Raw genomic sequence first — 19,420 nt, 5'->3', positions numbered from 1 at the left:
TTCAGAATGACTTCCGGAGTCGCCTCAAACAGATGATGCTGCACGCGAGTTCGAGAAGCCCTTGGTGCAGTCGGCTCGTACTTCGGAACGGGTTCGTAGGCGCTTGAACTGATGCAGCCAGGCGAAGGTCCGTTCGACGACCCAGCGCACCTTCCCGAGACCGGATCCGTGTGCGGCACCGCGGCGGGCGATCCTCGGCGTGATACCGCGGGCACGCAGCAGAGCACGGTACTTGTCGTAGTCGTAGCCGCGGTCGGCGAACAACCGTCGGGGCCGATTCCGTGGCCGTCCCTAAGCGGCACCACGTTCCCGGTCTCAGCGAACGGTGGCCCCATTGCGCCTAACGCGGCCATCGCGTCTGCGTGGTCGTCGGCGAACAGGTGCGCGTACACGCTGAGCGTAGTGGTGACCTTGGCGTGCCCCATGAACCGCGCGATCTCCAACGGCAGTATGCCCGCAGCCACGCACAGGCTGGCGTAGGTGTGCCGCAACGCGTGGAACTTAAGCGCGGGCGGCAGCGCGGCGCTGGGTGAGAGCCGGTTTGCCCGCAGCACTGCGGGCCGGTACACCGCCTTATAGAACGTCTGGTGCCGAGGCAGGGCGTGCCAGTCCAGCGTCAGCCGCGCTTGCGCTTCGTCCACGGTGAGCGCGGCCAGTGCGTCTTCCGCCTTGGGGACTACCCGTCGCCCCTTCTCGTCAGTGGCCTTCTTGCCGGTGGGCTTCTGCGGGACAAGGGTGCCAGCCGGGAACAGCGGCGCGGTGGGTTCATGGTGGCGGGGGTGCCGTGCCAGGTAATCGCGCAGCAGCTCCACGGTCGCGGGCGGGAGGGGGACTCGTCGCCGGCTCCCCCGCGTCTTGGGGGTGTCGTACACGAGCTGGCCGTCAATAGTGATGACGGTCCGCTCTACGCGGAGCGTTCCCGGCTTGGGGCGCGCGTTGGGGTTCAGCGACCGCGCGGGCAGGTCTACATCGCCCACCTGCAACCCCGCCAACTCAGCCGCGCGCAGGCCAGCCCACGCGGCCACATGAACGTAGACGTTGTACGGCCAGGGCGTCGCTGCCGTGAGCGCCTGCACTTGCTCCGCTGTGAGGAACTGGTCCGGGTCGTCCACAACGCCGTGCGCTCCGCCGTTCGTGCTGTGTTCGCTGGGGAGCTTCACGTAGTCGGCTGGGTTGTCGGTGAGGCGTCCGTCCACCACGGCCTGAGCCAGCACCATCCTTACGACGAAGTACGCGTGCCGCACGGTGGACGGCTTCTTGCCTGCGGCGACCAGGCGCTGCACCCATTCGCTGATCTGCTGCCGGGTGATCGCGTTCAGCGGGTAACCAGCGAACGTAGCCGCAATGGACAGCTCGCGTGTAGCGATGGGGCCGCGCGTCTTGGGGCGCAGCAGATTCTCGTACTCGGCGCGGGTACGCGGCTTCAGGTCGTGCCGGGACGCCAACCACTCTTCCGCCGCTACACCGAACGTCATCGCTCCGGCGCGGTGGTCCCACGTGCTGCCGCGCCGCTGGGTGTAGTCCACCTCGTTGGCGTAGGCCCCGGCGTCCTTCTTCGTGGTGAAGCCGCCCTTGCTGCGTTGCTTGCCGTCCGGCGTCCGGTACTTGACCACGTAGCGGGTCTGGCCGGTGCTGGTGGTGCGCTTCTGCACGTGTGCCATATCAGGCCACCGCCTTCTCTTCAGCCAGGCGACGCAACACACGCCGCACCGACGAGTAATGCCACGTATCGCCTCCGGTGGCGGTGGGGATGCCTTCTTCGGTGAGGCGTGCGGCTATCGCCTTCGCCCCGAGTCCTTCTGAGCGCAGGATCTGGATGCGGCGCTGCGCGCTGGTGCTGACCAACCCCGGCTCTCCGCGCTTACGCTTGGTGTCCAGAGCCTCGCGAGTGCGGGTACCGATCTTGCGCCGTTCTTCAGCGGCCATCGCCAGGCGGATGTCCGCCGCGAAGCGCTGGCTGGGTTCGCCGCTGTCTGCACCTTCGCAGTCCATCAGTCGCCAGCCGTAGCGTTCGGCGCGCTTCATCAGTTGAGCGGCGTCCAGCTGGTCGCGGGTGACGCGGTCCAGCGCCCGCACCAACAACGCCTGAGCGACCCCGTTCTCCACGGCGGCGATGGCTACCTCACGCCCGTACATGGCGTCCGTCTTGGCCCCGCTGATGACGTCCGTCGTAACAGTGAGCAGCTCGTGCCCACGCTGGGAACACCACTGCTCCAACGATTCCCGTTGAGCCTCCAAACCGAGGTCGCTCACTCCCTGATCTTTGGTACTCACTCGCACGTACCCGATGACTCTCATACCCGTTGTCTCCCTTGCCGTTGGGGGGGTGCATGGGGCGCGATGTTGCCTGCACCCCTGCACCCCTGCACCCCACAACCGACCTCGAACGCATGTTCGATACCAGTGCGTAACAGCAGGTCAACGCCCCTACTGGTTGACTTTTGCCGCGCCCCAGCCCGTGCCGCCCAGCAGCCTACTGCTCCGATATGGCGATGGTTGGACGGGTGCAGCGGCCCTATATGCGGCGGGTGCGGTGTGTGCGCCGGGGCGGTGGTGGGCTGGTACGCCGGACGCGCTCCACGGCGTCTTCAAACGGGATGAGCCCCAGGTCCACCACCTCGTCAGCCGGAGTGGGCGGCTCAGCCCTCGGGACGAACGGGGCGGCTTCTTGCTCAGCTTCACGCCGGAGGTCGTCGGCGTCGGGCACGCTGGAGGTCGCGCAGTTCCTCGTAGACCCAGCCCCAGTCCCGCTTCACTAGGCACCCCGCGTGAGCGATGTCCCGCCCGCTGGGCAGACATGCACGCATACCGCCACCCCCAGCAACGAGGCAGCAACGGTCCCAGTTGAATTCGGTATCGCGTACTCGGTTGCGCTCTATCATTTTTGGCCTTTTCATTGGAATCGCCGCCGTTTGATCTCGGGGATCGCCACCACTTCCGGCGTGATGACTTCCGTCACCCTCACCACAACCTCCCCTTCCTCGGTTCGTCTTCGGCGGCGCGTAGCGCTTCAGTGACCGCGCTGCTGCTGAGTTCGGTCAGCTCGGCGATGCCGGCGGGGCGGGGACCCTGCGCCCAGAGCGCGGTCATCTTCTCCACCGACGCGGCACGCTCGACGACTGGGAGCCCGGGGGGCGCGGACCGCCGGTCGTGGGGTCGCTTCCTCGGTCGCGACGACACCGGCACGCCTGAGACGAACACTTCCGGCGAGTGATCACACCAGTCCGCCCGAGTCCGGTCAGCAACCCCGCTGGCACACATCAAAGGACTTAGCTACGCCCACCGGATTCGTCGATTGCACCTAGGACTCGAACGCAGCCGGCTACTGCGAAAGGCCGTAGGGCACCGGCCACGCATCGCCTTGTAAAGGCAACCTTGACGACCCAATGTTGTAAAGGTAACCTTTACAAGTGCGGATCAACGACTCAGCGCGCAAACATGGCATCAGCGATGACGACATCACCCACGCGTTCGAGCACGCGATCCGTTACGTCGAGTACGAGTACGACGGCGAGGAACGGCTCCTCATCATCGGCACCGACACGGCAGGGCGACTTCTCGAATTGGTCGCCGTGCCCGCCGGCCAGCCGAACCGGATCATCCACGCAGACCGCCTCCGTGCGAAGTTCTACGACTACCTGAGGTGAGACACATGCAGACCATCAAACGAACCAACGCAGACCCCACCGGCCTCGACCACCTGGACCCCACCAGCACCGAGGCCCGCGACGCCAAGCACCTCCGGCGGATCATCGCCGCCCGCAAAGGCCTCGAGGACGCCGAGGCCGAACTCCGCGCCGCCGTCGCCGCCGCACGCGAAGACGGCGACTCGTGGGCCGCCATCGGCCTGGCCCTCGACACCACCCGGCAGGCCGCTTACCAACGATTCGGCACCCCCAAGTAGACCCAGCCCGGGGGCCTGTGCGCGAGCGTGCGACACCCCCTCCGCGACGCGGGAAAGAACCGACCCTTGTTTCCGCCTCCGGGAAACAGGGGCCGGTCGGGGTGCACGGTCGCCCACCACCGGGAGCCCACACGCCTGAGGACGGTGTTCCCACGGCCCAGATCGGCAGTCCTTGAGCGAGCAGGTCGGCTCTACCCCAGTGTTGGACCGATCGGGGCCTATCGGCGTGCACGATCGCGCCCAGGGCCTCGACGCCGAAATCGAAGGCGTCCAGGTCACGACACCGCAGACGCGGCGAACAGGTGCACCGAACGATCTGTCGGCCGCCACCGATTTCGACATCTCACAGGTGGTCGACGTCGTCAAGGGGGTGCATGCCCGGATCCGGAAGGACGGATTCGATTGATCGACTGCGAGCCGGTCGAGCCGTCCACCGAGGGGCACCCACCGCCGGCTCTCGCAACGTAGATGGCAGCGCCGTTGGCAAGTGGTGCATGGCAGCAACTCTGCCTGATCGCAACGAGGGCAAATCACAATGCGTCCGGTCTGCCGAGCGCTAGGAGTACCAGTGCGATTGGTGAAGACCCCTCAGCCCGTCGGACGAAAGTCCGTCCCGTACTGAGGGAATATCGGGACCGTCCAGGTCCGGTACCAAGGCGGACCCCGATATCGTCGCGAATGTCAGGCAGCTCGTATCACCCGCATCCTTCCCGACGGCCCTCGAGGTACGAGCAGGATGTGACGAGGAGTTCAGGGAGCGACAGGGTGCCGTCCAGGACCACGCCGTGCTCGTCGGGTGCGAGTGGTTCGAGCGCCTCGAACTGCGAGACGACCAGCTTTTCGGGGAAGAAGTGGTCACCGCGTTCGCGGACCCTGGAGCGCACGACATCCATGGACACGTCCAGATGCAGGAACACGGTCGGGGCACCGGCACGCAGGATGTCTCGATACGACCGTTTCAGCGCCGAGCACGCAACCACCGGCGTCTCGACGCTGTCGGAAGCGGCCGCTGCGACCGCACGCAACCAAGGCTCGCGAGCCCGGTCGTCGAGCGGCCGGCCGGAGCGCATCTTCTCGATCGACGTCTCGCTGTGGTAATCATCCGCATCGATGAAGACGCCGCCGATCCGGTCGGCAAGCAGCTGCGCGAATGTCGTTTTCCCACATCCCCCCACGCCCATCACCACAATGTTCATGCAACATCGTAACGAGCGGGAGGCTGTTGCCGCCTTCGTCGGCGAAGCGGTCAGAACTCGAACACCACCCGAGCGGGCACGGCTCCGCTCAGCACGTCGCTGATCGACTCGTTCACCGATTCCAAGGGACGCGTCTCGGCGATCACCTGGGTTCGCCCGGCGGCGTGCAGCGCGAAGACGTCGGCCAGGTCGTTGCGTGTGCCCACGATCGATCCGATGACGGACTTTCCGCCGAGCACCGTGTCGAAGATCGGTACCGGCAGGGACGCATCACCGGCCGGTAGCGCGACGCAGACGAGTCGCCCACCGCGACGCAGGGAGGCGTATGCCTGTTCGAAGGACGCGGCAGAGGCCACCAGAGCGAGGGCCACGTCCGCTCCACCGAGTCGGGTGATCGCCTCCACCGGGTCCTCGGTCTTGGCATTGACAACGTGGTCCGCACCCAGACGCCGCGCCATTTCGAGCTTGCCGTCCTCCACGTCGACAGCGATCACGAAACCGCCGGCGATTCGGGCGTATTGCACCGCCAGGTGTCCCAGTCCGCCGATGCCGAAGACCGCGACGGTCTGGGCGGGACGCACCTGCGCCGCCAGAACCGCCTTGTAGGTGGTCACGCCGGCGCATGTCAGCGGACCCGCGTCCACGGAGGAAACAGCCTCGGGAACCGGGGTTGCGAAAGCAGCGGGGAGAACGGCGTACTCGCCGAAGCTACCGTTGACGGAGTATCCGGAGTTGCGCTGCTGCTCGCACAGCGTCTCCCAGCCGGAGATGCAGTACCGGCACGCGCCGCACGCATATCCCAGCCAGGCGATGGCAACGCGGTCACCTACCGCGCGATCGGTCACCTCCGACCCGATCGCCTCGATACGACCGATTCCCTCGTGGCCGGGGACGAACGGCGGCGACGGCTTGACGGGCCAATCACCATGTGCGGCGTGGATATCGGTGTGACAGAGGCCGCTCACCTCCATTTTCACCAGTACATCGGTCGGTCCGGGATCGGGAACGGGCAAATCCTGGATCTCGAGTGGTGCTGTGAAGTCGGTGACGACTGCTGCTTTCATGGCGATTCTCCTGTGGTGGGTGGGCCGCACATTCGTGAGCGTTTCGACGTCGAGAACCCCTGCTCCTCCACATCCGAAGCTCATCGATTCTTGATCCGGCGCCGTCCCCCATCCTCTGCCCCCGCAGCCGCTGCCACACCGGGTTTCGAGGTCACGGATCGATCTACAGCCGGATCACTCGAGCTGTCCGATTCCGAAAGTTCTCTGCCACAGTGCCACTGACCCATACCGCCCTGGCCGGTCGCCGGAACTCTAGTGGTGGAACATCACCCGCCGACCTTCACGAGGTATCGGCGCTTGGAGCCGATCGAGGAAGTCGACCTCCGTCTTGATCTCGGCCAGCAGCGCAGTGGCCAGGTCGTGGCTCAGACCGTTGCGGACGACGATGCGCTGCACGGTGACGTCGGCCAGGTCGTCGGGCATCGGGTACGCGGGGACGAGCCAACCTTTCATGCGCAACCTGTCCGACAGGTCGTAGAGGTCCCATTTTTCGGTGTATCCCTTCTTCAGCATCCACGCGAACACGGGAATATCGGAGCCGTCGTTCCACAGTTCGAAGGCCGGAATCTTCGCCAGTTCGTGCGCAAGATACTGGGCTACTGCGAGCGACTGCTCCTGGACACGCTTGTAGCCCTCGAATCCCAAGCGCAGGAACATGTAGTACTGCAACAGCACCTGCGCGCCGGGGCGCGAGAAGTTGAGCGCAAAAGTGGGCATGTCGCCGCCGAGATAACTGACGTAGAAGATCAGCTCGTCGGGTAGCGCAGACTTGTCGCGCCAGACCACCCAGCCGACACCGGGATAGACGAGACCGTACTTGTGACCGGACGTGCTGATCGACGCGACTCGGTCGAGACGGAAGTCCCACACCAGGTCCGGATGGCAGAAGGGCGCAATCATCGCGCCGGACGCGCCGTCGACGTGGATGGGGACGTCGACGCCCGTGTCGGCGGCGATCCGGTCCAGTGCCGCACTGATCTCCGCAACGGGTTCGTACGCACCGGTATACGTGACGCCCATGATGGCGACGACACCGATGGTGTTCTCGTCCACATATTTATCGAGCTCGTGCCCGTCGAGCGTTCTGTGCTCGAGGCTGATGGGCACATATCTCGCCTCGACTTCGAAATAATTACAGAACTTCTCCCAGCACACCTGAACGGCACTCGAAAGCACTATGTTCGGCGCTTCCGTGGACTTGCCTTCGGAGCGTCGACGCGCCTGCCACCTGCGCTTGAGTGCCAGACCACCGAGCATGCATGCCTCGGAGGAGCCGATCGTGGACGTTCCGATGGAACCCTCGGGATCAGGGGAACTCCACAGATCCGCAAGTATTGTCCAGCAACGTGTTTCGATAGCCGCGGTTTGCGGGTACTCGTCCTTGTCGATCATGTTCTTGTCGGCGGCCTCGGTGTAGAGGCGGGCGGCGCGCTCGTCCATCCACGTGCCGACGAATGTGGCCAGGTTCAACCGTGAGTTTCCGTCGAGCATCGCCTCGTCGTGCACGATCTGATAAGCGGTCTCGGGAAGCGACTCCGATTCCGGCATCCGTGTTTTCGGGAGGTCGGTAGCCTCTCCGGGTCGCAAGAAGACGGGATTGAGCGAAAGCGAGTCGCTGGTACCGAGACCGCGTCCACGGAACTCGTTGGGATCGATCGGTTCGGACATGACTCTCCCTCGGACAGTGGTTGTGGACAGCTGATGCCTCGGCAATGTGCCATGTGCGGTTCGCATCCTCACCGTCGGCGAGGATCACGTGCGCACCGCGTGCAAGCGGTGGGACGAACCTGTTCACTTCGGGAGGAGCCTCGGGAGCAGCCATATCTGTTCCTCGCTCGACAAGAGGTCAGTAACAACATCAGGTGCACAGGCGCCTATGGGATGCGATCGTATCGCAGGCCGGAAATCGAGAGTCATGAACGAAGTAAATCGTCGAAGCGTCGAAACGGGCCAAAAGCGGCAATTCTCGCTGCCGAGAACCGTCCCCGCAGGGAGGACCACCGGAGTCGCGATGACGGTAAATGCTACGGTAGCGCCCAACACCGCTGAAAGATGGTGTCCATACGACGCTTCCAGTTACTTCCGGAATGTGCTCATCCGGGACGCGAGCGACCTCACTCCGACTCCCCATTGTCCGACAACGACGGAGGCCCCGGCGTAGCGCCGGGGCCTCCGTTCGGTGCTCGGTATCCGCCCGAGCGAAGCAACCGATCGTCGTCAGACGGTTGCGGTTACCGCCTCGCCTTCCTGAGCAGGGGCGCTCGTGCGGATCAGGTGGTCGAACGCGCCGAGCGCAGCGGTCGCACCCGCTCCGGCGGCGACGATGATCTGCTTGTACGGGACGGTGGTGCAGTCGCCGGCGGCGAACACGCCGGGCACCGAGGTGCGGCCGTGATCGTCGACGACGATCTCGCCGCGCGGGCTGAGTTCGACTGTGCCGGCAAGCCACTCGGTGTTGGGGAGCAGGCCGATCTGCACGAAAACGCCGTCCAGCTCGAGGGTGTGCGAGGCGTCCGTGGTGCGGTCGGTGTAGCTCAGACCGGTGACCTTCGAACCGTCACCGAGTACCTCGGTGGTCAGAGCGCTGACGATGATGTCGACGTTGGGCAGGCTGCGGAGCTTGCGCTGCAGAACCTCGTCGGCGCGGAGCACCGAGTCGAACTCGATGAGAGTCACGTGTGCGACGACACCGGCGAGGTCGATGGCCGCCTCGACACCCGAGTTGCCACCACCGATCACCGCGACACGCTTGCCCTTGAAGAGCGGGCCGTCGCAGTGCGGGCAGTAGGTGACACCCTTGTTGCGGTACTCGTTCTCACCGGGCACGTTCATCGCACGCCAGCGGGCGCCGGTCGCGAGGATCACGCTGCGCGACAGCAGGCGGGCGCCGCTTTCGAGCTCGACCTCGACCAGTCCGTCCGCGGTGGGCGCCGGGGTCAGCTTCGCGACCTTCTGGACGTTCATGATGTCGACGTCGTACTGCCGGACGTGGTTCTCGAGTTCGGCGGCGAACTTCGGGCCCTCGGTGTAGGGGACGGAGGAGAAGTTCTCGATCGCCATGGTGTCGAGCACCTGACCGCCGAATCGCTCGGCGAGGACGCCGGTGCGGATTCCCTTGCGGGAGGTGTAGATCGCGGCGGTAGCACCGGCGGGGCCGCCACCGACGACGAGGACGTCGAAGGGGTCCTTCGCGGTGATCGCGGCGGCGGTGCGCTCGGCGGAGCCGGTGTCGAGCTTGCCGACGATCTGCTCGAGGTTCATGCGGCCGGAGCCGAAGAGTTCTCCGTTGAGGAAGACGGTCGGCACGGCCATGACCTGGCGGGCATCGACCTCATCCTGGAAGAGGGAGCCTTCGATCGCAGTGTGCTTGATGCGCGGATTGGTCACGCACATCACGTTCAGTGCCTGCACCACGTCGGGGCAGTTCTGGCACGACAGCGAGAAGTAGGTCTCGAAGTGGAAGTCGCCCTCGAGGTCGCGCACCTGCTCGAGCAGTTCCGCAGCTTCCTTCGAGGGGTGACCGCCGACCTGCAGCAGCGCGAGCACGAGAGAGGTGAACTCGTGGCCGAGCGGGATGCCGGCGAACTCGACCTCGATGTCGGTGCCGACGCGGCGGATCACGAAGGACGGGCGACGGGTGGCTTCACCGGTGCGCTCGTGGGTGACCAGATCGGACATCCCGGCGATCTGGTCGAGGAGATCGCCGAGTTCCTTCGACTTCGGGGCATCGTCGAGGGACGACACCAACTCGATCGGCTGGGTGACCTTTTCGAGGAGGGACTTCAGCTGGGCGGCAAGGGAGGCATCGAGCATGAGGATTACTCCAGAGGTGGAAGAACTGTGACCGGAAAAGATGGGGAGTCGGCGAACTTCTCAGCTCGAGCCGAGCGGACCCGGACGGTGCCCGGTGGCACGGGAATCTCGATCCCGTGCCACCGGAACGTATTCCGCCGACGGATCAGATCTTGCCGACGAGCTCCAGCGACGGAGCGAGGGTGTCGTCGCCCTCTTCCCACTTGGCGGGGCAGACCTCGCCCGGGTGCGAGCGGACGTACTGAGCAGCCTTGACCTTGCGGACGAGCTCGGCGGCGTTGCGGCCGATGCCCTCTGCGGTGACCTCGGTGAACTGGACGACACCGTCCGGGTCGACCAGGAAGGTGCCGCGGTCGGCCAGGCCCTGCTCCTCGCGAAGCACCTCGAAGTTGGTGCTGATCTGCAGGGTCGGGTCACCGATCATGGCGTACTTGATCTTGCCGATGGTCTCCGACGAGCCGTGCCACGCCTTGTGCGTGAAGTGCGTGTCGGTCGAGACGGAGAAGACCTCGACGCCGAGCTTCTGGAGCTCCTCGTAGTGATCTGCGAGGTCGCCGAGCTCGGTGGGGCAGACGAACGTGAAGTCTGCGGGGTAGAAGAAGAAGATCGCCCACTTGCCCTTGATGTCCTCGTCGGACACGGTCACGAAGGCGCCGTCCTTGAAAGCCTCGGCCTTGAACGGCTTGATCTTCTTGTTGATCAGCGACATGTAGAACCTCACTCGTCTCGATGGGGTTGACGATTTCGACGTTATCCGCGAACGATTGATTGTGCCAATCGATATTTTCTAGAAGTTCGATAAGCAGGAGCTATAACCCCTGGTTTTGCCAGCTCGTTACACTGTTCCGGCCGGGGATGTGACAGAACACACAACGTTTGCTACAACATCCTCGCCTGTCGAGCCGCATCATCGACGCCGAGCGGGACCTACCCGGCCCCCACGGCTCGCCGCCTCCAGGCCGTCGAGACCCGGTTCGGCCGACATGACGACGAGACTCGACCGCCTCGCCGGTCAGCCACTCTTACGCAGGGCAGCATGGATCCGCCGCGTCGATACAGACCGTGCGGTACGCGCCGACCGCCGCATGCGCAGCCGGCCCTGCCTACTGACGGTAGGACTCGACCTCGTCCGCGGGGCGGGTCTGCGCCCGGTCCGGATCGTCACCGAACTCCGCCCTCGCTCGACGCTGTCGAAGCAGGTCCCAGCATTGGTCGAGCCGTTCCTCGATCACACCCAAGCGCTGAAGGTCCTCACCGCTCGGACCGTCCTCGCCCGTGCGCGAGCGCAACGTCTTCTCCTCGTCCACCAACTTCTCGATGTACTGGATGAGGTCGTTCTCGTCCATGACAGTCCCTCGATCCGCCGCTTCGATTACATGGCGTGTTCTGCCTGCACAGACAGCCTGCTCCGTGCGGCGTGAAACTGCAGGCGGTTTTCGCTCTCCGGCGGTCGGGTATCTCCCCTGCATGAGCATCGAAGACGGCCCCGGCGAGACCCTCAGCCCCAGCGAAGGCCTCGACGCCGACGAAGTGCGGAACGATGACGGCGATGAGGTCGTCGAGCCGCCCGAGGGCTGGAGTGAAGCCGACAAGTTCGGAACGACCCAGCGTGAACAGCAGGAAGGCGAGTCTCTCGACCAACGGCTCGCCGAGGAGGAGCCCGACGTGGAACCGGCCGAGCCGCTCGACAGACCGGTCGCGGCGACACCGGAGGACGAACTCACCGAGGACGTCGACGAGGTGATCGACGACGGCACCACGGGTGGACCCGAGGACGAGAAACTGGCGGACGTGGTGGACGGGGTGATCGTGGAGGATTCACGCGTCAATCGCGGTCAGATCGACGGAAGTCCCGAGGACGGGGACTCGATCTTCCCGATCGTGGAGTAATCGAAGAGTTCCGTTCGGCAGATCCCCGAATCGCGCGGTCACTCCACCGCCGGCGTTCGGGGATTTCGTCGTGCGTGCCTAGAGAACCTTCGATCCGTACATCTCTCCGAGGGGATCGGCGATGAGCTCGAGGCGGGCCCCGTCGGGGTCGCGGAAGTACAGGGATACCTCGCTGTGTTCGGCGAGTTCGACCCCTGCGTCTATCAGCTTGGCGCGCAGGCGCTCCCAGACGGGCAGCGAGACACTGATCGCGACGTGATGCAGACCGCCGAATACTTCCCGGTACGGACCTATGTCGAGACCCGGGAAGTCGAAGAAGGCCAGCAGGTTGCCGTTGCCGATGTCGAAGAAGAAATGCGACGAGCCCGGATAGTCGCGGTTCTCGATGAGCTCGGTCAGGGGAAACTCGAGGAGATCCTGATAGAACCGCACGGTCCGCTCGACATCACTGCTGATCAGCGCGGCGTGATGCAGTCCGCGTGCCGAGGACTGCGGGCGCGATCCGGCAGGCTTCAGATGGGTGTCGCGGATGACTGCACGCCTGCGCTCGAATTCTTCCGAACGCTGCTGCTCGTCGACGGTCATCGATCTACCCCTCGCGGCGGTCGTTGCATTGTCAACTACCAGGATAACCAGACTGGTTGCCGTGTCAACCAGGCGTGTTCCGAAAGGTGCCCGACATGTCTCTGCCCCCGCGACCCGAAGGCCGCAGGGGCAGAGACCACCGACCGAGGCTCACATCTTGGCGTTCCGCGCCATGACGAAGCTGTAGAGCCCGTAGACCGCGATCCCGATGCCCATGAGAACGAGCAGTACCGATCCGAAAGGCTGCGCTCCCAACGTCTTCAGCGCTCCGTCGAGACCTGCGGCCTTCTGCGGGTCGGCCTGGAACACGGCAGCGATCACCAGCACACCGACGAGACCGATCGCGAGTCCCTTCGCGACATATCCGACGAGACCGAGGCGCTCCACGAAGGTACTGGGGTGGCTCTTCAGATCGTCGATGAAGTTCTTCGACACCCCCTTGTAGACGTGGTACGCACCCACACCGAGAATGACGAGCCCCGCCACGACGAGGACGAACTTTCCGGTGCCGGACTGCAGCAGTTTCGCAGTAAGACCGGCGTTCTGCTCACCGCTGGACCGTCCGCTTCCGCGGGCGAAACCGAAGGCGGTGTACGCGAACGCGAAGTAGACCACTCCCACACAGAACGCTTTGAACCGGTCGAACACCACGTCCTTGTTGTCGGCGCCACGCGGTTCCGGTTCGGAGACCTTCCCGAAGGCCCCTTCGGCGAAACGCCAGAGACCCATCATCACGAAGACCACGACCGCGATCCACAACGCGATCTTCCCTCCGGGCTGTTCGGCGAGCTCGGCCATCGCGCCGGACTGCGAAGCCTCCTGCTCCTCGCCACCGAACGCGACCCGGATCGCGAGATAACCGATGAGCAGATGCACGATGCCGCTACCGATGTAGCCGGCACGGGCGAACTTCTCGAACACGCCGTTCTGCGCGACGCGCTCGGCGGATTGCGACGCGCCACGCGACGCCCGGACCTGACGGTTCACTTTCGTCTCCTCGTTGTCGGGACTGTCCCCTTCGCCCTGTATTCCCGGAGATGCAGAGCGCAAACGCAAACTGCCCTCAGTGGGTAGATTGGCGTCAGGATCGAAACTCGTCGATCGGAGGGCGTCGTGCGGATCGTCGAGGATGCCGTCGCCCTGGCCCGCCGGTGGGTGGAGGAATCGTCGGATGTCGCCCCCGACCGTGCGGCCCGGCATCTCGCCGATCTCCTCGCGGACCCTCACGGACTCGACTTCACGGTGCGCTTCGTCGACGAGGTGATCCGCCCCGAGGATCCGACCGTCGCAGCGCACGCATTGGCCGAATTATCCCGGAAGATACCGGGTTTCCTTCCCCTGCATCTTCGGGCGGCTCTGAGCGTGGGTGGAACGGCCGGACCCCGATTCCCGCATCTCGTCGTTCCCGCCGCGCGCCGAGCCCTCCGCGCGATGGTGGGACACCTCGTCGTCGACACCGACGACGACGCGCTGGGTCGCGCAATCGCACGGTTGCGACGCCCCGGAACCCGGTTGAATCTCAACCTGCTCGGCGAGGCAGTACTCGGTGACGACGAAGCCTGTCGTCGTTTCGACGGCACCCTGGCGTTGCTCGCACGGGACGATGTCGACTACGTCTCGCTCAAGGTTTCGGCTGCGGTCGCGCCGCATTCGCCGTGGGCCTTCGACGAGACCGTCTCGGACATCGTCCATCGGCTCACGCCACTGTACGAACTCGCCGCCTCCTCCCCGACCCCGAAGTTCGTCAACCTCGACATGGAGGAGTACCACGATCTGGACGTGACCGTCGCGGCGTTCACGAGCCTTCTGGATCGACCCGAGTTCCTAGGTCTCGAGGCCGGCATCGTTCTGCAGGCCTATCTCCCCGACGCACCGCGCACGATGATGCGGCTGCAGCAGTGGGCGGCGGCGCGGCGGGCCCGTGGAGGTGCGGCGATCAAGGTGCGCGTGGTCAAAGGCGCCAACCTGCCGATGGAACGGGTCGACGCGTCGCTGCACGGCTGGCCCCTCGCGACCTGGCACACCAAGCAGGAGACCGACACCAACTACAAACGCCTGCTGCACTACGCCTTCGACCCCGAGCGGATCGAGAACGTGCGGATCGGGGTCGCCGGTCACAATCTCTTCGATATCGCCTACGCCTGGGTGCTCGCCGGCCGACGCGGGGCGCGACACGGGATCGACTTCGAGATGCTGCTCGGCATGGCCCAGAGCCAGGCCGAGGTGGTGCGCCGGCATGTGGGCAGCCTGTTGCTCTACACCCCTGTGGTGCGGCCCGACGAGTTCGACGTGGCCATCTCGTATCTGGTTCGCAGACTCGACGAGGGCGCCGGGCAGGACAACTTCATGTCCGCGGTCTTCGATCTCGCCGACGATCCCACGGTTTTCGAGCGGGAGGAACGCCGGTTCCGGGCATCGGTCGCCGCTCTCGACGAGAGCGTCCCCGTCCCCAACCGCACCCAGAACCGGCAGGAACCGTCGCCGACGCCACCGCCGGCACCGACCGGCTTCGCGAACACTCCCGACAGTGATCCGTCGCTGCCGCAGAACCGGGAGTGGGCGCGCCGCATCCTCGAACGGGTGCCCTCGTCCAAACTCGGTGTCGACACCGTACGTGCACACACCCTCGGATCCGAAGACGAACTCGAGCGCATGCTGGTAGCGGCAACCGCTGCGGGACGCTCCTGGGGGGCTCTCGGCGGCGCCGACCGCGCGCGGATCCTCGAACAGGTCGCCGGCGTGCTCGAAGCGCGCCGTGCCGACCTGATCGAGGTGATGGCGGCGGAAGGCGGCAAGACTCTCGACCAGTCCGATCCGGAGGTCTCGGAGGCGATCGACTTCGCCCGCTACTACGCCGAGCGGGCGCGCGAACTCGACGCGATCGACGGTGCGCCGTTCGTGTCGTCGACCCTCACGGTCGTGACCCCGCCGTGGAACTTCCCGGTCGCGATCCCGGCAGGGTCGACACTCGGTGCTCTGGCCTCGGGCTCTGCGGTGATCCTCAAGCCCGCGACACTCACGGCCCGGTGCGGGTCGGTGCTCGCCGAGGCGATGTGGGATGCGGGCGTGCCCCGCGACGTCCTGCACCTCGCCCACGCCGACGAACGGTCGCTGGGTACGAAACTCGTTGCGGACACTCGTGCCGACCGGGTGGTGCTCACCGGTGCCTACGAGACCGCCGAGTTGTTCCGCGCCCTGCGCCCCGGCATGCGCCTGCTCGCCGAGACCAGTGGCAAGAACGCGATCGTGGTGACGCCGAGCGCCGATCCGGATCTGGCGGTACGCGACGTCGTGCAGTCGGCCTTCGGGCATGCAGGACAGAAGTGCTCGGCGTCGTCGCTCGTGATCCTCGTCGGCTCGGTGGCGACCTCCCGCCGATTCCGGGACCAGCTCGTCGACGCGGTGCGCTCGCTGCCGGTCGGCCCGGCATACGACGCGCGGACCCGCATGGGTCCCTTGATCGAGCCGGCACAGGGCAAGCTGCTCGAAGCACTCACGAGCCTCGAGGACGGCGAGTCGTGGCTCGTCGAACCGCAGCGGCTCGACGCGGAAGGACGGCTGTGGAGTCCCGGTGTGCGCACGGGTGTGCGACGCGGGTCGCGCACACATCTCGTCGAGTTCTTCGGTCCTGTGCTCGGAGTGATGACCGCAGCCGATCTCGATGAGGCCATCGCCATCCAGAACGAGGTGGACTACGGGCTCACCGCGGGTCTGCACTCGTTGCACTCCGACGAGATCGCCCGGTGGCTCGAGCGGGTGGAAGCCGGAAACCTTTACGTGAATCGCGGTATCACCGGCGCGGTCGTGCAGCGCCAGCCCTTCGGGGGATGGAAGAAGTCCTCGGTAGGTGCAGGCTTCAAGGCAGGCGGGCCGAATTACCTGTTCGGTTTCGGTTCCTGGCAAGCACGCCCACTCGACGAGGATGCGCTGCACCGCGCGTTCGCAAGCGACGAGCAGGCGTGGCAATCCGAGTTCGGTATCGCAAAGGATGCCAGCGATCTGTCCGCGGAACGAAACCTGTTCCGGTACAAACCTGTTCGCACTCATATTCGGCTGGGCGAAAATGGGCATCCAGTCGAACTTGTGCGCGTGCTCAGCGCCGCCGCGCAGGCGGGTGCGCCGGTCGAAATCTCGTCCGCCCTCGATGTCGATCTCGGAAGATATTCCTGTACAGCATGTTTCGCGCATCAGGTGCGTGTGGAAAGTGATGCGGAATGGGCGGAGAGGATGGCTGCCTCCTCTGTAGCCCGCGTCCGCCTGATCGGTGCGAAGCCCCCCGCCGAGTGGGACACTCGATGCGATATCGCGGTGTTCGACCATCCCGTCACCGAATCGGGACGAATCGAAATGCTGCCATTCCTCGCCGAACAGGCAGTTGCGATCACCGCACATCGATTCGGTACACCGAACCACCTCACCGACGAGATCATCTGAGAACAAACCCCGAATCGGTTTCTGCCGATCTCCTGTGAACCCCGACCCTGTGAGGTGGAATAGAAAAATGGATATCGCCACGACACCCCCGACCGAACGTCGCAAGCTGGCACTCGCCGCGGTGAAGGAACTCGGGCCTCAGCGCACCGAGAAGGCCGTCCTCAAGATTCGCTGTCCCAAAGGCCACACCGTAGCGGCGGTGTACAACACTTCCGAAGGTCAGGTCGTGGTCTCTCGCAGCGGACCCGGTGGTCGCGGTAACCGCGATCGCGAATCGACTCCCCACAACGGCACGTCGCTCAACTCGGAGTATGTGGACACCCTCGAAGCGACCCAGTTCGAGGATGATTCCATACCCTCGGGATGCGCCTGTGGTCCGCGATCACTGTCGCGCAAGAAGATGCAGGACGCCGTGGCGTCGCACGCACACGTCGTCAATCTGACCTGATTCCTCACAGACCCAACCGCAACTGCACCCGGAAGACGTCGAGCACCTCGTCGAGCCATCCGAGGATCGAGAGCATCGAATCGAGGTTCTGCGGCGGGGTGCGCACGAGCGTGTCACGCCTGAGCAGACGCTCGAAATCCACGGCGACAGCTCCGGTTCTCACCGTCCCGTTCGCCGTTCGGAACTCGACACCCGCGCGCACCATGACGTCGAGGACCTCTTGGGCGAGAATCCCGTAGCCGACGGTTGTCGGATGCACTCCGTCGAGGGAGAACAGTCCCCCGCTCGCCCGGCCGCCGCGTCCGTCGGCGGACAGGAAGCGCGTGTCCGGCACCGGGTCGAGTGCGGCCAAGGCCGGCGGTAGCGCGTACGGCTGCCACCACGCGGGTCGTGCTTCGAGGTCGTCGACGTAGCGGCGGGCGGCCAGACGGTCGAGGATGCCCGCGGTGTCGAGCAGATACCAGTCCAGTCCGGCGCGACGCGCATCGGCGACGGTGCGGCTGATCGTCTCGTCGAACAGGTCGATGGCGGCGTCGACCATGCGGGCTTCCGGGCCGGTGATGTGTTCGTCGCGGGAGGCCTCGAACCGGCGTTCGTCCACCCAGGGACGGCTGTAGTAGGGGAAATACCGCGATCCGCTCTTCGTCCCGAGCCCACGGGCGATGGGCGCGATGGTCACGTGCGGAACTGTGCACAGCACGACGTGCCGCGCGCCGACGGTGCGCAGCCGTGCGAGGACCTCGGTCCACTCACTGTCGAAATGCTCGGGTCGCCAGATCGTGTAGGCCCGCTTCGCGTCGAGGTCACGGAAGTCGTCGCCGCTCCACGCGACGCGCAGTTCGGTGACCGTCCGCAGCGCGTTGTTGGAACCGAGGAAGACGAGGAGGGTCTCGATCCCGGTGTCGGTGGCGTCGTCGTGGTCGGCACCGAGTTCGGCCGCGACGTCGAACAGCGTCAGGTCGCGGCGTCGCTCGTCGCCGTTCGGATAGACATGGAGCGCAGCACGCTCTCCGTTGTTCTCGACGAGTTGCCGCACGAGATCGTCGCGCGGGGTCCGAATCCGGGCGGCGCAGTCGCGGGCGGTCTTCTGCAGCGCATCGCGCAGATCCCAGCCGAAGCAAGAGAGGTTGTGGAGATATCCCACAGACGGAAAGGCCGCACCGGGCCCGCGTTCCCAGTAGTCCTCCACTTCGTCCATGAATCCTCGTGCCGCCAGCAGCGCCGTCGGCAGTTCCCACGGTTCGAGAGTCGTTCCGTGCCGCTGTTCGATCCGGCGCAGCAGCAGTTCGATGTTCAAGGGGAGCCCACCCGGTCCGCCGTAGCGCGGGTACCGAAAGTCGGCACCGAGTTCGTACGCGACGATCGCAGGGACGGAGATGTCGGTGTTGTAGATCGCACCGCTCTGGAAGCCCTGCAGCAGGGAATCGCCGAGCGCGACCAGTCGATGCCGGGGTGTGCCGCGGAAGGACCGGGCAACCTCGATACCGAGAGTCGGCTCGAAGTCGGGAACCCGTGGAGGCTCGGCGGCCCGGGCCACCACCGACTCGGGTGTTCCTTTCGGGATCTCGTCGGTCATCGTGCCTCCTCCGCCCCCTCATCGAGGGTAGGCAGACGAGACCGGGGACGACGCTGGAAATCCGGCAGATCGTCGTCGCCGGCCACGACTCGGAGACGCGTACCGTTTGGCAACATGAGCGACGCCGACTTCGCCCACACCGACCGCGCCGAGAAGAACCGACGCGACAAGGCTGTGATCCTGGCCCGGTATGCGTGGAACCGCGGCATCTCGGGAACGGAACTGCTCGCCATGACCGACGAGACGAGACGCAAGTTGGCGCGAGCAGCGGACGCGCACCCGCCACGCACCATGGAGACCTGGGAGATGGCAGCGCGTCTCATGGACGAGAAGACGGCGTGGGCGCGCAACCATCCTGATCACTCGTCAGCAGCGCCCACCGACGCGGACGAGAAGATCATGTGGGTCAAACCACCCGTACGGTCCTGGCTGGAATGATTCGGGAATAATCGTTAGGTGGCGAGGTGCATCGGGTGCCACAATTTCAGGTCTCGGTGCCCCGGCGCAGGC

At 65.4% G+C, this 19,420-nt stretch carries 18 protein-coding genes and 2 pseudogenes; 7 read left to right on the top strand and 13 right to left on the bottom strand.

The window, feature by feature from the left end:
* Window position 1 precedes the first annotated feature (1 nt).
* From ABZ789_RS10290 to ABZ789_RS10275, 4 genes and pseudogenes are all read right to left on the bottom strand, one after another.
* Window positions 2–291, bottom strand: a pseudogene (locus ABZ789_RS10290) (transposase); the annotation flags it as partial.
* Between the two features lie 92 nt (window positions 292–383).
* A pseudogene (locus ABZ789_RS10285) lies at window positions 384–1,217 on the bottom strand (site-specific integrase); the annotation flags it as partial.
* Window positions 1,218–1,662: 445 nt separating this feature from the next.
* Window positions 1,663–2,298 (bottom strand): recombinase family protein, encoded by a 636-nt coding sequence (locus ABZ789_RS10280; protein ID WP_358422836.1) that lies wholly within the window; start codon window positions 2,296–2,298, stop codon window positions 1,663–1,665.
* 663 nt (window positions 2,299–2,961) lie between these two features.
* Window positions 2,962–3,090 (bottom strand): hypothetical protein, encoded by a 129-nt coding sequence (locus ABZ789_RS10275; protein WP_358422834.1) that lies wholly within the window; start codon window positions 3,088–3,090, stop codon window positions 2,962–2,964.
* A 320-nt stretch (window positions 3,091–3,410) separates the two neighbouring features.
* On the opposite strand from ABZ789_RS10275, the gene ABZ789_RS10270 reads away from it, so the two are divergent.
* From ABZ789_RS10270 to ABZ789_RS10260, 3 genes are all read left to right on the top strand, one after another.
* Window positions 3,411–3,647 carry a hypothetical protein gene (locus ABZ789_RS10270; RefSeq protein WP_358422831.1) on the top strand — a complete coding sequence of 79 codons (237 nt, stop codon included), beginning with the start codon at window positions 3,411–3,413 and terminating at the stop codon, window positions 3,645–3,647.
* 5 nt (window positions 3,648–3,652) lie between these two features.
* Complete coding sequence (locus ABZ789_RS10265) at window positions 3,653–3,904, top strand: hypothetical protein (protein WP_358422828.1); 252 nt, start codon at window positions 3,653–3,655, stop codon at window positions 3,902–3,904.
* A gap of 226 nt (window positions 3,905–4,130) precedes the next feature.
* Window positions 4,131–4,310 carry a hypothetical protein gene (locus ABZ789_RS10260; protein ID WP_358422825.1) on the top strand — a complete coding sequence of 60 codons (180 nt, stop codon included), beginning with the start codon at window positions 4,131–4,133 and terminating at the stop codon, window positions 4,308–4,310.
* A gap of 289 nt (window positions 4,311–4,599) precedes the next feature.
* Here the strand turns inward: ABZ789_RS10260 and ABZ789_RS10255 are convergent, their stop codons facing one another.
* The 6 genes from ABZ789_RS10255 to ABZ789_RS10230 all read right to left on the bottom strand — a co-directional run bounded on the left by ABZ789_RS10255 (window position 4,600) and on the right by ABZ789_RS10230 (window position 11,323).
* The gene (locus tag ABZ789_RS10255; protein WP_358422822.1) at window positions 4,600–5,100 is read right to left on the bottom strand and encodes a gluconokinase; all 501 of its coding nucleotides are present in this window, start codon (window positions 5,098–5,100) and stop codon (window positions 4,600–4,602) included.
* Window positions 5,101–5,150: 50 nt separating this feature from the next.
* Window positions 5,151–6,164 carry a zinc-dependent alcohol dehydrogenase gene (locus ABZ789_RS10250; protein ID WP_358422819.1) on the bottom strand — a complete coding sequence of 338 codons (1,014 nt, stop codon included), beginning with the start codon at window positions 6,162–6,164 and terminating at the stop codon, window positions 5,151–5,153.
* A 252-nt stretch (window positions 6,165–6,416) separates the two neighbouring features.
* Window positions 6,417–7,832 carry a glutamate decarboxylase gene (locus ABZ789_RS10245; protein WP_358422816.1) on the bottom strand — a complete coding sequence of 472 codons (1,416 nt, stop codon included), beginning with the start codon at window positions 7,830–7,832 and terminating at the stop codon, window positions 6,417–6,419.
* A 549-nt stretch (window positions 7,833–8,381) separates the two neighbouring features.
* A complete protein-coding gene (gene ahpF / locus ABZ789_RS10240; RefSeq protein ID WP_358422813.1) occupies window positions 8,382–9,977 on the bottom strand; it encodes an alkyl hydroperoxide reductase subunit F in 1,596 nt (531 codons plus the stop codon).
* 145 nt (window positions 9,978–10,122) lie between these two features.
* Window positions 10,123–10,686, bottom strand: coding sequence for an alkyl hydroperoxide reductase subunit C (gene ahpC / locus ABZ789_RS10235; RefSeq protein ID WP_358422810.1), 564 nt, complete (start codon window positions 10,684–10,686; stop codon window positions 10,123–10,125).
* Between the two features lie 394 nt (window positions 10,687–11,080).
* Window positions 11,081–11,323, bottom strand: coding sequence for a DUF2630 family protein (locus tag ABZ789_RS10230; RefSeq protein ID WP_358422807.1), 243 nt, complete (start codon window positions 11,321–11,323; stop codon window positions 11,081–11,083).
* Window positions 11,324–11,444: 121 nt separating this feature from the next.
* Here ABZ789_RS10230 and ABZ789_RS10225 point away from each other — a divergent pair, with 121 nt between their 5' ends.
* Window positions 11,445–11,867, top strand: coding sequence for a hypothetical protein (locus tag ABZ789_RS10225; RefSeq protein ID WP_358422804.1), 423 nt, complete (start codon window positions 11,445–11,447; stop codon window positions 11,865–11,867).
* Window positions 11,868–11,945: 78 nt separating this feature from the next.
* Here ABZ789_RS10225 and ABZ789_RS10220 read toward each other — a convergent pair whose 3' ends face one another.
* On the bottom strand, window positions 11,946–12,452 hold the full coding sequence (locus ABZ789_RS10220) for a VOC family protein (RefSeq protein ID WP_358422801.1): 507 nt from the start codon (window positions 12,450–12,452) through the stop codon (window positions 11,946–11,948).
* Window positions 12,453–12,602: 150 nt separating this feature from the next.
* Window positions 12,603–13,439 (bottom strand): DUF1206 domain-containing protein, encoded by an 837-nt coding sequence (locus ABZ789_RS10215; RefSeq protein WP_358422798.1) that lies wholly within the window; start codon window positions 13,437–13,439, stop codon window positions 12,603–12,605.
* Window positions 13,440–13,565: 126 nt separating this feature from the next.
* On the opposite strand from ABZ789_RS10215, the gene ABZ789_RS10210 reads away from it, so the two are divergent.
* Together ABZ789_RS10210 and ABZ789_RS10205 are read left to right on the top strand one after the other, a co-directional pair.
* Window positions 13,566–16,886, top strand: a complete 3,321-nt coding sequence (locus ABZ789_RS10210) for a proline dehydrogenase family protein (RefSeq protein ID WP_358422795.1) — start codon at window positions 13,566–13,568, stop codon at window positions 16,884–16,886.
* Between the two features lie 67 nt (window positions 16,887–16,953).
* On the top strand, window positions 16,954–17,334 hold the full coding sequence (locus ABZ789_RS10205) for a hypothetical protein (RefSeq protein WP_358422792.1): 381 nt from the start codon (window positions 16,954–16,956) through the stop codon (window positions 17,332–17,334).
* 4 nt (window positions 17,335–17,338) lie between these two features.
* Here ABZ789_RS10205 and ABZ789_RS10200 read toward each other — a convergent pair whose 3' ends face one another.
* Window positions 17,339–18,910 carry a hypothetical protein gene (locus ABZ789_RS10200; RefSeq protein ID WP_358422789.1) on the bottom strand — a complete coding sequence of 524 codons (1,572 nt, stop codon included), beginning with the start codon at window positions 18,908–18,910 and terminating at the stop codon, window positions 17,339–17,341.
* A gap of 114 nt (window positions 18,911–19,024) precedes the next feature.
* Between ABZ789_RS10200 and ABZ789_RS10195 the strand changes: the two genes are divergently transcribed.
* Window positions 19,025–19,348 carry a hypothetical protein gene (locus ABZ789_RS10195; RefSeq protein ID WP_358422786.1) on the top strand — a complete coding sequence of 108 codons (324 nt, stop codon included), beginning with the start codon at window positions 19,025–19,027 and terminating at the stop codon, window positions 19,346–19,348.
* The last annotated feature ends 72 nt before the right edge of the window (window positions 19,349–19,420 follow it).

The organism is Rhodococcus sp. NPDC047139 (assembly GCF_040643435.1).
Lineage (GTDB): Bacteria > Actinomycetota > Actinomycetes > Mycobacteriales > Mycobacteriaceae > Rhodococcus.
This window is presented reverse-complemented; position numbering and strand designations above follow the sequence as displayed.

Excerpts from the sequence above, each read along its gene's own strand:
- ABZ789_RS10200 (WP_358422789.1), bottom strand. The coding sequence starts at position 18,910 with ATGACCGACGAGATCCCGAAAGGAACACCCGAGTCGGTGGTGGCCCGG.
- ABZ789_RS10250 (WP_358422819.1), bottom strand. The coding sequence starts at position 6,164 with ATGAAAGCAGCAGTCGTCACCGACTTCACAGCACCACTCGAGATCCAG.
- ABZ789_RS10195 (WP_358422786.1), top strand. The coding sequence starts at position 19,025 with ATGAGCGACGCCGACTTCGCCCACACCGACCGCGCCGAGAAGAACCGA.
- ABZ789_RS10280 (WP_358422836.1), bottom strand. The coding sequence starts at position 2,298 with ATGAGAGTCATCGGGTACGTGCGAGTGAGTACCAAAGATCAGGGAGTG.
- ABZ789_RS10205 (WP_358422792.1), top strand. The coding sequence starts at position 16,954 with ATGGATATCGCCACGACACCCCCGACCGAACGTCGCAAGCTGGCACTC.
- ABZ789_RS10275 (WP_358422834.1), bottom strand. The coding sequence starts at position 3,090 with ATGACCGCGCTCTGGGCGCAGGGTCCCCGCCCCGCCGGCATCGCCGAG.
- ABZ789_RS10225 (WP_358422804.1), top strand. The coding sequence starts at position 11,445 with ATGAGCATCGAAGACGGCCCCGGCGAGACCCTCAGCCCCAGCGAAGGC.
- ABZ789_RS10230 (WP_358422807.1), bottom strand. The coding sequence starts at position 11,323 with ATGGACGAGAACGACCTCATCCAGTACATCGAGAAGTTGGTGGACGAG.
- ahpC (WP_358422810.1), bottom strand. The coding sequence starts at position 10,686 with ATGTCGCTGATCAACAAGAAGATCAAGCCGTTCAAGGCCGAGGCTTTC.
- ABZ789_RS10220 (WP_358422801.1), bottom strand. The coding sequence starts at position 12,452 with ATGACCGTCGACGAGCAGCAGCGTTCGGAAGAATTCGAGCGCAGGCGT.
- ABZ789_RS10265 (WP_358422828.1), top strand. The coding sequence starts at position 3,653 with ATGCAGACCATCAAACGAACCAACGCAGACCCCACCGGCCTCGACCAC.
- ABZ789_RS10245 (WP_358422816.1), bottom strand. The coding sequence starts at position 7,832 with ATGTCCGAACCGATCGATCCCAACGAGTTCCGTGGACGCGGTCTCGGT.
- ahpF (WP_358422813.1), bottom strand. The coding sequence starts at position 9,977 with ATGCTCGATGCCTCCCTTGCCGCCCAGCTGAAGTCCCTCCTCGAAAAG.
- ABZ789_RS10255 (WP_358422822.1), bottom strand. The coding sequence starts at position 5,100 with ATGAACATTGTGGTGATGGGCGTGGGGGGATGTGGGAAAACGACATTC.